The 12,246-nt window shown below is 67.2% G+C and carries 8 protein-coding genes and 2 pseudogenes; 7 read left to right on the forward strand and 3 right to left on the reverse strand.

The annotated features are described in order from the left end of the window. Window positions 1–1,003: SpoIIE family protein phosphatase (locus tag ACFWXC_RS26780; RefSeq protein ID WP_384482683.1), on the forward strand; the 1,003-nt coding region annotated here is incomplete at its 5' end. Between the two features lie 545 nt (window positions 1,004–1,548). On the opposite strand, the gene ACFWXC_RS26785 is transcribed toward ACFWXC_RS26780, so the two are convergent. Further along, window positions 1,549–2,811, reverse strand: coding sequence for a PucR family transcriptional regulator (locus tag ACFWXC_RS26785; RefSeq protein ID WP_384482685.1), 1,263 nt, complete (start codon window positions 2,809–2,811; stop codon window positions 1,549–1,551). 327 nt (window positions 2,812–3,138) lie between these two features. On the opposite strand from ACFWXC_RS26785, the gene ACFWXC_RS26790 reads away from it, so the two are divergent. Continuing rightward, a complete protein-coding gene (locus ACFWXC_RS26790; protein ID WP_384482686.1) occupies window positions 3,139–5,517 on the forward strand; it encodes a SpoIIE family protein phosphatase in 2,379 nt (792 codons plus the stop codon). A 506-nt stretch (window positions 5,518–6,023) separates the two neighbouring features. Continuing rightward, window positions 6,024–6,123, forward strand: a pseudogene (locus ACFWXC_RS26795) (IS5/IS1182 family transposase); the annotation flags it as partial. A 225-nt stretch (window positions 6,124–6,348) separates the two neighbouring features. Here ACFWXC_RS26795 and ACFWXC_RS26800 read toward each other — a convergent pair. After that, on the reverse strand, window positions 6,349–7,248 hold the full coding sequence (locus tag ACFWXC_RS26800) for an AraC family transcriptional regulator (protein ID WP_384482687.1): 900 nt from the start codon (window positions 7,246–7,248) through the stop codon (window positions 6,349–6,351). Between the two features lie 94 nt (window positions 7,249–7,342). Between ACFWXC_RS26800 and ACFWXC_RS26805 the strand changes: the two genes are divergently transcribed. The 4 genes and pseudogenes from ACFWXC_RS26805 to ACFWXC_RS26820 form a co-directional block, all read left to right on the forward strand. Beyond that, window positions 7,343–7,963, forward strand: coding sequence for a non-oxidative hydroxyarylic acid decarboxylases subunit B (locus tag ACFWXC_RS26805; protein ID WP_384482689.1), 621 nt, complete (start codon window positions 7,343–7,345; stop codon window positions 7,961–7,963). Window positions 7,964–7,991: 28 nt separating this feature from the next. After that, the gene (locus ACFWXC_RS26810; protein WP_384482691.1) at window positions 7,992–9,413 is read left to right on the forward strand and encodes a non-oxidative hydroxyarylic acid decarboxylases subunit C; all 1,422 of its coding nucleotides are present in this window, start codon (window positions 7,992–7,994) and stop codon (window positions 9,411–9,413) included. Between the two features lie 34 nt (window positions 9,414–9,447). Continuing rightward, window positions 9,448–9,708: a non-oxidative hydroxyarylic acid decarboxylases subunit D gene (locus ACFWXC_RS26815; RefSeq protein WP_384482693.1), complete on the forward strand. Its 261-nt coding sequence runs from the start codon at window positions 9,448–9,450 to the stop codon at window positions 9,706–9,708. A 200-nt stretch (window positions 9,709–9,908) separates the two neighbouring features. Then, window positions 9,909–10,184 (forward strand): annotated as a pseudogene (locus tag ACFWXC_RS26820) (transposase family protein); the annotation flags it as partial. On the opposite strand, the gene ACFWXC_RS26825 reads toward ACFWXC_RS26820, so the two are convergent. After that, a complete protein-coding gene (locus ACFWXC_RS26825) occupies window positions 10,143–12,176 on the reverse strand; it encodes a SpoIIE family protein phosphatase (RefSeq protein WP_384482694.1) in 2,034 nt (677 codons plus the stop codon). The pseudogene ACFWXC_RS26820 and the gene ACFWXC_RS26825 sit on opposite strands and share 42 nt — an antisense overlap. Between the last annotated feature and the right edge of the window lie 70 nt (window positions 12,177–12,246).

Raw genomic sequence — 12,246 nt, forward strand, 5'->3', positions numbered from 1 at the left:
CGGCCGGCTGCGCGGCGCGGTCCGCGGCCTTGCCTCGGCCGGCCTGCCGCCCGACGAACTCCTGGGCCGCCTGGACGATCTCACGACCCGGTGGGGCCACGGCCCTGACGCATGGCAGGGCCGTTTCAGGGGAGCGACCTGTCTCTACGCGATCTACGACCCGGTCTCCCGGCACTGCGCGATGTCCCGTGCCGGGCATCGGCCACCCGCCGTGATAGGCCCCGATGGCCGGGTGGACTTTCCCGACGTGCCTGCCGGGGCGCCCCTCGGCCTGGGCAGCGGCTCCTTCGCCAGTGCGGAGTGGGAGGTGCCCGAGGGCAGCAGGCTGGTGCTCTACGGCCACGGCCTGATCCAACGCCGAGGACAGGGCGCCGATGCCGGCTTCGCTCTGTTGCGGAGGGCTCTGAGCCGAACTGCCGCCCGTAACGGTGTCGTGGGCCCGGAGGAGACCTGCGCGGCCCTGTTCGACGCACTGCTCCCCGCCCGCCCCGATGGAACCGTCGCGCTGATGGTCGCCCGAACCCGCGGCATGCGACCTGATCAGGTCGCCGACTGGGATGTTCCCGCAAAGCCGGAGGCGCTGACGGACCTGCGCGCCGCTGTTACCCGCCAGCTGGCGCACTGGGGCCTGGAGGACCTTGCCTTCACGACTGAGCTGATCATCAGCGAACTCGTCAACAACGCCATCCGCTACACCATCGGCCCGATCCACCTTCGGCTGTTCTGTGACCATGCTCTTACGTGTGAAGTGTTCGACTCCAGCACTGCCATTCCCCATCTGCATCAGGCGTCCACCATGGACGAGGGCGGACGCGGTCTGTTTCTTGTCGCCCGGCTCGCCGAGCGCTGGGGGGCGCGGCACACGCAGGAGGGAAAAGTGATTTGGACCGAGCAGCCCCTGCCGCAGACACCGCCAGCCAGCATGGAAGTGCGGCCAGTCGCCGCGACGAGCCACCTCTCACAAGTCAGCCGGACCGGTTATTACGATCCCTGCCCGGCTTGAGGAGGAGGCACAGAGGGGGACAGCAAGCCGAACGGGGACTGGGACGGACTTATGGTCGGCTCCGCCCCCGTTCGCTTGCAACGCTTCGGGCCGATCAGCCCCGGCAATGCGAGGGGATCGTCTGGTGCCTGAAGCCGTGGTTCTCGCGGCCCCTGCCGGAAGCCGATCTGGTCGTCAATTACTGGGCCCGTCGAAACGGGCAGATTCCCGGAATGCTCAGAGTCGAGTGGGCTGAATTCGATACCGTATCTCCACACCGTTCGCAGGAACTCGTTGGCGAACTCCGTAGTCAGTTGCGCTCCGCCGCAGAGCCGCTGGCAGAATCCGAACGGGGCATGATCGGCCGTATCGCAGACTGGGCCCCGAGACAGTGGAGAACCCGCGGCGCTACGCCGATACTCCGAGCCGCCGCGCCCACGCCGCGCCGAGATCGTCGGCTTGGCGATGGCCGCGCGGAACGAGACCTTTGGTCGGACCGAAATCTCCTACGGCGTCGTGCCGCCCGGAATAGGCATGGTGTGCCTCATGGTCGGCTTCGCCACATTTCAGGCGGGGTGGGTGCGAAGAAGCGTCGAGCCGAGGTACTCGACGGCGAGCAGTGCGACTTCCAGATCGATGTGCTCGTGCTGGACGGAGTATCCGAGGATTTCCTCGGCTTTCCGAATGCGGTACTGCACGGTGTTCTTGTGCAGAATTTGAGCACTGGCGGTGGCGGTGTAGCTACAGCCGGTGCCCAGGAAGATCCGCACCGTCTCCCGAAGTCGTGCGCTGTTCTCGTCATCGACGGCCAAAGACCCCAGGACGCCCCACACCCACGCACGCATGTCGCCGACGTTCGTAGCCATCAGGGCGAGGGGACCGACATGAGAGAAGTTTGTGAACTGGGGGACTGGTTTGGCCACTGCTGCGAGTTCCTGCGTGCGCACTGCCTGGCGGTGTGTGGAGCGGAATCCCTCGATACCGTAGCCCACGCGTCCGGCGCACATGTGCACGGAAGGATCGCTGTGCTCGACCACGTCTGACAGCTGTTTCCAGGAGATGTCGCTGTGGGAGCCGAGCGGCAGCCAGGCCCAGGACAGGACTGCGTCTCGGGGGACGAACAGCGGCCTGGCGGGGCAGTCGAGCTCCCGGCCGATCTCATTGGTGATCTGGTCGAGTCGAGCAAGCCCCTCGCCCCTGCCGGTCAGCGTGGGCAACCAGGCCACCAGCCCCAGGTGGTTCTGCCGGAGCCGGTAACCAAGGGCTGGTTCGGCCTGGTTGAGATCGACGTCCTTCTCGGTGAGGATGTCTCGCACGCGTGCGGCGCGCGCGGCGGTCTGGCTGAGTAGCCAGTGATCGCGTTCCTGTTGGTAGACGACGATGGCATGCTCCGTTACCCGGTCGTTGTAGCCGAAGGCCACCTGCAGCATGCGCCGGGTGGTTGCGGTAGAGAGAGCGCTGTCGGCGTCCTGCCTGTTGAGTTCGTCCAGGCACCACTGAAGAAAGCGCCAGTGGCCGAACCTGTGGGCCCTGATCAGTGTGCTGAGGGGAATGTCCCTCTGGGCCAGTCTCCTGGCGTACTCACGAGCGGCCGAAGGCCCCTCGATCTTGTCCAGAGGAATGTCGTTCTCGAAAACGTGCAGCAACGTGGCGGAATTTTCCGCGATGGTCGCCCGCATGATTTTGATGAGGGTTGCGTCGCCCCTGATCTCCGGGATCTCGGCAAGAACATACTCCTCCGTGTCGCGGCTGAGTTCCTCGAGGTGTGACCCTAGGTTCTCCGCGACTACAGACAGTTGCTTTGCGGCCTCTGGATGCTCCGCAGCCATACCCCGATGCTACAGGGCCGTCCGCGATCCGCTTCTTCGAGAGGCGATGGGGCGCACTCCGGCGAGACTTGCGCGAATATCGCCGACGGATTAGTGCATCGGCATCAATTCCCATCCGAAGGTCGTACGGTGCGCCCAGTGTTTGCCGTGGGTTCGACACCTAGCCTCTGGTTACTGACGGGACCTTTCGGCGCGATCCGGGGGATCGACTCGCCTTCAAGTCTTTCTTCGAAAATGTCCTAGGGGTGATCCGAGTTGACCAATATTCTCCGATACAGGCTCACGGAGCCGCTTGGTCCTCGAGAGGTGCCCGACTCTGCGATTGCGATGATCGACGGCCAGGGGACGGTGGTGGGCTGGACGAGTACCGCGCAGCAGCTTGTCGGTTATGCGGCCGGGGAGGTGGTGGGCCGGCCTGTCTGGTTCGTGCTGCCCTTTCTCCAGAACGCCCTGCAAGGATGGGCGGCCAGCGAGCAGTACCACGCCCGCGGCGGCTGGTCCGGCACAGCGACGATCCGTCACCGCGGCGGCCACACACTCCATGTGACCCTGCGTGTCTCGCTGTTGTGGGGCCGCGACGGAGCAGTCCACTGGCTCGTCTCCGGTACCGACATCGCCGCGCTGTCCGCTGTGGAGATCGCCGGATCGGTGCGTGAGTCGCTTCTCGTCCGCACACCGATCGGCATCGCGGTGCGTGACTTGGAACTGAGTTGCGCCTGGGTGAACGATGTCAGCGAACTCCAGGACGGCATCCCTCGTGACAAGCGGCTCGGACGGCGTCTCCCGGACTCGCTGCCCGGCCTCGAGTCCGAGGCGCTCGAAGCGGTGATGCGGCAGGTGCTGAGCAGCGGCCAGACCGCGGTCCACGAGTACCGTGCGTGGCCGCCGGCGGATCAGCGCCGGGAGCACGCCTTCGCGGCCTCTTTCTTCTGCCTGAGCGACGCTGACGGCCGGCCGCTGGGAGTGTGCTCCATGAGCGTGGATGTCACCGGCAACCGGCGGGCCCGTGAGCGCCTAGCCATCCTCAGCGAGGCCAGCACCCGGATAGGCAGCACCCTGGACGTGATGCAGACCAGCCAGGAACTGGCGGACCTCGCCGTGCCCCTGCTGGCCGACTACGCCGTCGTCGACCTGGCGGAGTTCGTCCCGCTCGGCCAGGAACCCGTGGACCGCATCAGCCCGACGGGGCGGCGCAGCACGGCCTTTCGCCGCGCCGGCCTGGCTTCGATCCACCCGGGGATTCCCGAGTCGCCCTGGGCGCGTGGCGAGTCCGTCTTCGTCCCGCCGAGCTCACCTTGGATCAGTGTGCTGTCCACCGGGGCCTCTCACCTGCAGCCCGTCCTGGATGCCTCTCCTGGCACATGGGTCGACCATGACCCAGCGCGGGCGCAGTCCATCCGTGACAACGGGATGCACTCCATGATGCTTGTCCCCATCCGCGCGCGGCACACCATGCTGGGTGTGGCCGTGTTCGTCCGTACCGAGGAACCGATGCCGTTCCAGGAGGATGACCTGCTCCTTGCCGAGGAACTGGTCACCCGGGCCGCACTGTCCCTGGACAACGCTCGCCAGTACACCCGCGAGCAGACGGCGGCTCTCGCTCTTCAACGCAAGCTGCTTCCGCACGGCTTGAAGGACAGTGTGGCGATCGAGGCGGCCTCACGCTACCTGCCGGCCGACGTGGAGAACGGTGTGGGAGGCGACTGGTTCGATGTGATCCCGCTGTCCGGCGCCCGGGTGGCGCTTGTCGTCGGAGATGTGGTCGGGCATGGCATCAACGCCGCAGCGACCATGGGCAGACTCCGAACGGCCGTACGCACGCTGGCGGACATGGATCTGCCCCCCGACGAACTGCTGTACCGACTCGATGACATGGTCCAGCGCCAGACAGAGGAAGACGACGACATCGGGGACGACAGTCCCATGGTCATCGGCGCCACCTGTCTCTACATCGTCTACGACCCGGTCACCCAGCGGTGCACGATGGCACGGGCAGGGCACCCTCCGCCCGCTGTCGTCGACCCGAGGGGCGAGGTCACGTTCGTCGACCTCCCGACCGGAGCCCCACTCGGCGTTGGTTCGGTCCCCTTCGAGGCCGTGGAGACGGAAGTACCCGAGGGGACCCTGCTCGCCCTCTACACCGACGGCCTGATCGAGACGCGCGACCGCGACATCGACATCGGAATGCGCCAACTGGGCGCCACCCTGGCCGCCCAGCCCCGTCGGCCCCTGGACGACATCTGCTCCTCGGTGATCGAGGCACTGCCCACCCAGTCACCGTCCGACGACGTCACCCTGCTCTTGGTCCGGACCCGTGCTTTGAATCCGTGCCAGACCGTGTCCTTGGACCTGCCCCGGGACCCGGCCGTCGTCAGCAGTGCCCGTCGCCTGGTGACCCGGCAACTGACCCGGTGGGGGCTGGAAAGTCTGGCCACCGACACGGCGTTGATCGCCGGCGAACTGGTCACCAACGCGATCCGCCATGGCGCCGGGCCCATTGCCCTACGGTTGATCAAGCACCGCCTGCTGACCTGCGAAGTATCCGACGCCGGCAGGTCCTTCCCGAGGCTTTGTCACACCCGCAGCACCGACGAGTACGGCCGCGGCATCCTCCTCGTCTCCCAGCTGGCGCGCAGTTGGGGCTGCCGCTGGACAACGGGCGGCAAGGTCGTCTGGGCTGAACAGGATCTGCCCGGGCACGATTGAACAGATCTCGTATCCCACGCGGTGAACAGCGCCGGGATTCATCCCGATCGCGTCGTGTTCCGTCGCGGAGACGCCGCCGTGTCCCATCGTGCGCTGGGCCACGACAGCGCCCGCATGGAAGGACTGGCTCCGCATGACTTCGCCGACGAGGCACAGACCGGTGCACAGCAGGCCTAGGCCGCCCTACCCGTCGAGTACCTGACCGAACGGCACCAGGACGACACCGCGGTCATTCTCTGCACCTCGGAGACAACGACCGGTCAACCGAAGGGCGCCGAACTGACCAACGCCGAACTCACCCGCAATGTGAGATCGTGGCCGAGAGTTGCTCCAGCTCTCCACCGGCTACGTGATATTCACGGGAAGGCACTGACGGCTGTGGGACTGGACCCAGGCCGGAGTCCGGCCACGTCCGCACGAGGTCCTGGTGGGCGAGTGCGCACGGCAGGACTCCTGGACATGGATGACGCGGCGATCGATGGCTCTCACGTACGGGTACTCAAAACCTGATCGTCGACCGTCACGGCAGCCCACTCGCCGTCCCGCTGACTGGCGGAGACCGGCGTCACCCAACTCGTTCCCCTGCTGGACGCCCTACCGCACATCAACGCAATTCTTGCGACCGAATGGCCTTCCTCGGGCTGGCTGCGGCCCTGTGCTGCGGCACATGACTCCTCCGGCTCACCACGTAGAACACGGTCCTGGCTTACGAGTGCCCTCATGTGCGTCGGACGACCAGCACGGCAAGGTCGTCGTTACGACAAGTTGGCCGTGCGTTATGAAGCAACGGTGCTGGTCGCAGCCATCAACGAGTGGCTGTGACCAGGACTTTCACAACAGACCCTGGCCTCGTCCCGACGCCCGCGAGCGGTAGTCGCTGGGGGTCTCCCCGGTGTGGTGCCGGAAGAACTTCGAGAACGCCGTGTGATGGGGAAAGCCGAGCCGCTCGGCGATCGCCGAGGTCGGCAACTCGGTGTGGAAAAGGAGGCGTCTGGCCTCCAGGACGATCCGCTCGTCCAGATACCGCTTGGCGGTGACCCCCGTGGCCGCGAGGCAGGCGCGGGTCAGCGTCCGCGAGCTGTATCCGAGCGCCCGGGCATAGTCGGCGACGGTGCGGCTCTCGGTGAAGTCGCGCTCGACCGCGGTGTGGAACGCACGGAACGCCTCACTGGCCTCGCGCGCCCCCCGCTCGCGTACGTACAGGTGCGAGAGCCGCAGCACCAGCGCCGCCAGCAGGTGCCGGACGAGCTCAATCTGCGCGTCCAGCCGCAGCGCGCCCGTCTCCCCGTACGCCTCCTTGAGCAGCCCGAGCGTCCGGTCGATCGGTTCGGCCTCCCGCGCGGTCGGCAGCAGCGGGCCCCGCGAATAGGGCGGATCGACGCTGGCCGCGGCGATGGTCGCCGGGTCGAGGAGGCCCGGCTGGAAGAGGATCAGGGTGCCCTGCGCATGCTCGAGACTCTCGTCGAAGCGGTACACCTGTTCGGGCCGGATCCACAGCCAGGCGCTGGGCGGCACCGGCAGCGGCTCTCCGTCCACGGTGAGCCGGACGGTCCCCTCCTCGACCGTCAGCAGATGGTGGAAGTCGGCCCGCGCGGGCGTCCGCGGATCCAACCCGTGCTCGGCGGCTCGCCGAGGCAGTCGGGCCAGCGGCAGCACCTCCAGGCCGGGCAGCGCCCCGGCTGCCGGACGGAACGGAACTTCGGCAATCCTCTGCTGTCCGATTTTGAACACCTCCTGTCCAGATCGTAACCCGAATGACCTGCGAACACGCCCTAGCGTGGAGAGCGAGGCAAGAATCGACTGACTGGTGAAGGAGGGCAGCGGCATGCGGCTGATCGTGGGGATGACCGGGGCGACCGGGGCACCGTTCGGGGTGCGGCTGCTGCAGGCGCTCAAGCAGCTTCCCGAGGTGGAGACCCATCTGGTGCTGTCCCGCTGGGCGCGCACCACCATCGAGCTGGAGACCGGCTTCTCGGCCCGCGAGGTGGCCGCGCTCGCCGATGTGGTGCACAACCCGGAGGACCAGGGCGCCACGATCTCCTCGGGCTCCTTCCGCACCGAGGGCATGGTGATCGTGCCCTGCTCGATGAAGACCCTGGCCGGCATCCGCGCGGGATTCGCGGACGGGTTGGTGGGGCGCGCTGCGGACGTCGTTCTCAAGGAGCGGCGCAAGTTGGTGCTGGTGCCCCGGGAGACCCCGCTGAGCGAGATCCATCTGGAGAACATGCTGGCGCTGTCCCGGATGGGTGTGCAGATGGTGCCGCCGATGCCCGCCTTCTACAACCACCCGCAGTCCGTGGACGACATCGTGGACCACGTCACCGCCCGCGTGCTGGACCAGTTCGACCTGCCGTGCCCGGCCGCCAAACGCTGGGAGGGGATGCGCTCAGCGCGCGCGACCACGCCCGCTGCGGCTCCCACACCCCACGGTGTTCGCGCTTCCTGACACCTGACACCACCATTGGAGGAGAGACATGGCCTACGACGACCTTCGCAGCTTCCTTGACGCTTTGGACAAGGAAGGCCAACTGCTGCGCATCACCGAGGAGGTGATGCCGGAGCCGGACGTCGCCGCCGCCGCGAACGCCGCCAGCCGCATGGGGGAGGCGGCACCGGCGCTGTACTTCGACAACATTGCCGGCTTCGACAACGCCCGGATCGCGATGAACGTCCACGGCTCATGGGCCAACCACGCCCTGGCCCTGGGCTTGCCCAAAGCGACCGGCACCAAGGATCAGGTGGACGAGTTCATCGCTCGCTGGGCAAAGTTCCCGGTCAAGCCCGAGTGGCGGGACAACCCGCTGTGGGCGCAGAACTCCGTCGAGGGGGAGGACGTCAACATCTTCGACGTCCTCCCGCTGGTCCGGCTCAACGACGGCGACGGCGGCTTCTACATCGACAAGGCCGGCATCGTCTCCAGGGACCCCGACGACCCGGAGAACTCCGGGAAGCAGAATGTCGGCATCTACCGCATCGAGGTCCAGGGCCGGCGCAAGCTCGCCATTCAGCCCGGACCGGTGCACGACATCGGCCTGCACCTGCGCAAGGCCGAGGAGCGTGGGGAGGACCTGCCGATCGCGATCACCCTCGGCAACGACCCGGTGATCTCGATCGTGGCCTCCACACCGATGGGGTACGACGAGAACGAGTACGAGATGGCCGGTGCGCTGCGCGGCGCCCCCGCGCCCATCGCCAAGGCGCCGCTGACCGGCCTGCCGGTGCCGTGGGGATCCGAAGTGGTCATCGAGGGCGTCATCGAAGGTCGCAAGCGCGAGATCGAGGGCCCGTTCGGCGAGTTCACCGGGCACTACTCCGGTGGCCGCAACATGCCGGTGATCCGGATCGACAAGATCTCCTACCGCACCGACCCGGTCTTCGAGCACCTCTACCTCGGCATGCCGTGGACCGAGATCGACTACCTGATGGCCCCCAACACCTGCGTGCCGCTGTACGAGCAGCTGAAGAAGGACTTCCCCGAGGTCCAGGCCGTGAATGCGATGTACACCCACGGACTGGTCATCATCGTCTCCACCAAGAAGCGCTACGGCGGCTTCGCCAAGGCGGTCGGCATGCGGGTGCTGACGACGCCTCACGGACTCGGCTACGCCGCCACCGTGATCGTGGTGGACGAGGACGTCGACCCGTTCAACCTCCCCCAGGTGATGTGGGCGCTGTCCACCAAGATGAACCCGAGCGACGACCTCGTCGTCGTGCCGCACCTGTCGCTGATGGAGCTCGCTCCCCAGTCGGACAACCCCGGCACCGGCGCCAAGCTCATCATCGACGCCACCACCCCGGCCAGGCCGGACAACCGCGGCAACTACGGCAACCAGGTACACGACCTGCCCGAGATGGGCGAGTGGCTCACCAAGTTGCAGCAGCTTGTCAAGCAGTGACCAACCCCCTGACCTGAAAGGAGACCCCACCGCCATGGCCGCCAAGACCACGAAGAACAGCGCGCCCACCGAGTGCCCGCGCTGCGGTCACACCACCCTGGACCTGCTCTACACCTCCCCCGTCGAAGGTGTCTGGGACGTCTACCACTGTGAGCAGTGCCGGTACTGCTGGCGCACCTCCGAGCCGGCCCGTCGCACCCAGCGCGACGCCTACCCGGACAGCTTCAAGATGACCGTCGAGGTCATCCACAACGCGGTGGAACTGCCCATCATCCCGCCGCTGCGCCACTCCTGACCCCGTTCCCCCTGCCCACCACGAACCCGGCGGTTCGGATCCGCCGGGCACCGCCCTCCCGGAAACCGGCATGACCATCACATCGCCACCCGACCCCCTCATGTGGGAAGCACGCGTCCAAGCAGGCCGCCCTGCTCTCTCACACCGAACAGACCATGCTGCCCACCGTCCTCGCCGACCCTGCCTGCCTCGACGCGGGCATCCGGATCTGCGAACGTCAGAGCGTTCCAATCCTCGCCGACCGCGCCTATACGGGAGCCGGCCCGTGGGTGACGGCACCCCTCAGACGCCCACCGGGCCGTGGCCTCACGCCCACCCAACAAGCCGTCAGCCGCGCACTGTCCGCCGCACGGGCGCCGGTCGAGCGCGGCGTCGGGTGCCTGAAGTCCTGGCGGATCTTTCGAAGAGCCCGGTGCAGCCCGAATCGAATGCCGTCAATCTGCGCGGTCGTCCTCACCCTGGAGCGGCAACTCTGAAAAGGCTGACTGATCCACTTTGCGCTCTCCGCGTCGGATGACCAGAACGGCCACGTCGTCGACGTGGTCCACCGCGACAGCTGCCTCGAGGACTCGGTCGGCGGTCGCTTCGGCGTCCAGTCCGTCGTGGAGGGCTGCGCCGGCCAGTGTTCCGGCTCGCTCCAGTCCGGCTTCCAACGTGAGGCTCGGTCCTTCGACCACGCCGTCGGTGACCATGATCAGCGCGCTGTCCTCGTCCAGGGTGAAGGTCTCCTCTGCGTAGTCCATGGTGGGTACGACTCCCAGGACCGGCCCGCTCGGCAGCTTGACGATGTCGTGGCTGCCGTCCTTGTGCGCGTACAGCAACGGCACGTGGCCGGCGCTGGCGCCGGTGACCTGTCCGTCGTCCGGGTCGATGTGCAGCATGGTGCAGCTGGCGAAGCGTGCGGGATCCATCGTGGTCAGCAGTTCGTTGGTGCGCGTCAGCAGGCTGCCCGGACCCCGTTCCTGGGCGGCGATCGCGCGCATGGACAAGCGCACCTGACCCATGAAGGCGGCGGCGTCCACGTCGTGCCCTTGGGCGTCGCCGATCTCCATCGCGACCTTGCCGTCGGGCATCACGAAGGCGTCGTACCAGTCGCCGCCGATGTCCAGACCGTCCTGGCTCGGCCGGTAGCGGGCGGCAACCTCCAGGCCCGCGAGGTGCTCGGGCAGCGTGGGGAGCATGGTCGTCTGCAGCGCGGTGGCGAGCTCGACGCGTGCCTGTTGCAACCTGATGCGCCGCAGTGCCTGGCCTGCCAGGTCGGCCAGCGTACCCATGAGGGTCATCTCGTCCAAGGACGGGCGGTATCCAATGCCGTAGGTGACCAACCACGCCCCGAGCGGTTGATTGCCGGCCTCGCTGAGGGGGGTGATCGAGACGGCGTAGTCGGAGCCGAGCTGGCCGAGCCGGGGGAATTCGGTCCCGTGTGGCCAGCGGTGGATGTAATCCTTCCCGTCGAGGATGAGTTGCGGCTTGCCGGTGCGGATCGCCTCGGGCAGGGCGCTCGGATGATCCAGCGGCAGGCCGTGCAGGACGTCGACCTCCCACATGGCTATCCCGGCGTCGGTGGAGACGCGCAGGCGGCCTTCGTCGACGAGTGCGAGCAGGGCGCCGGTGGCGCCGAAGGTCGCGGCGAGCCGGGTCAGGGCGATCTGCTTCAGCTCCTGCTCGGTGGCTGCGGTGATCAAGGCGGAGGAGAAGTCGGCGATGTCTTTGGCGCGTTGTCGCTCGGCAGTCAGTGCGGCCTGTGCCTTCTCCTTGCGCTTCTCCTGCTTGGTGTCGTCGCGGACCATTCCGAAGATCCGCTCGGGGCCGCCGTATCCCAACTGGATCCGGCGGGTCTGAACGGCCAGTTGGTGCCAGCCCTCGTGCTGAGGGAGGTACCGCAACCTCACCCAGGAGGACTGGGCGGGGGTCGAGCGCAGGAGCTGCTGCAGGGCCTCCCGGTCGTCAGGGTGCACTGCCGAGATCACTGTGGACAGCGATGTAGTGGGATCCGGAAAGAGCGCGGCCAGGGTGGGTGCGCCACCGAGCCACTCCAGTTGGTGCTCGTGGGATGAATACATCCACAGGCCGACGTCGGCGGCCTCGGTGGCGAGCCGAAATGGGATCAGCAGGCTCGTCAGGTCGTTCCGCGTATCCAGTGCGTGCACCCAGACCAGATGCTCGTCACGGGCGGGATCCTTCACCTGCTGCGCCTCGATCAAGGAGGCAACAGGTACTCCGCCTCGCCCGGGGAACTCCAGCACCCGCATCGCGACCGCCTTGCCTCTGGCGGCGTGGGCCACGAGGCTCTCGGCCGACATCCGCTGACTTGCGGGCCACAGATCACCGAAGTCACGTCCCCGGCACTCCTCCGCCGGCTTGCCCAGCGCGGTGGCCATCGCAGCGTTGAGGCTGCGGATGACACCGTCCAGCGTCAGAAGAGCCGCCGGGTCGGCCCCTCGAAGGAGTTCGTCCGAGGCCGCCATCTGCCGCTCCTTGACAATCGTCGAACAACGGATCGGGCGGATTCGTCTCGAAGAGGTCCGCCATCTGGCT

The organism is Streptomyces sp. NPDC058683, assembly GCF_042716195.1.
Lineage (GTDB): Bacteria > Actinomycetota > Actinomycetes > Streptomycetales > Streptomycetaceae > Streptomyces.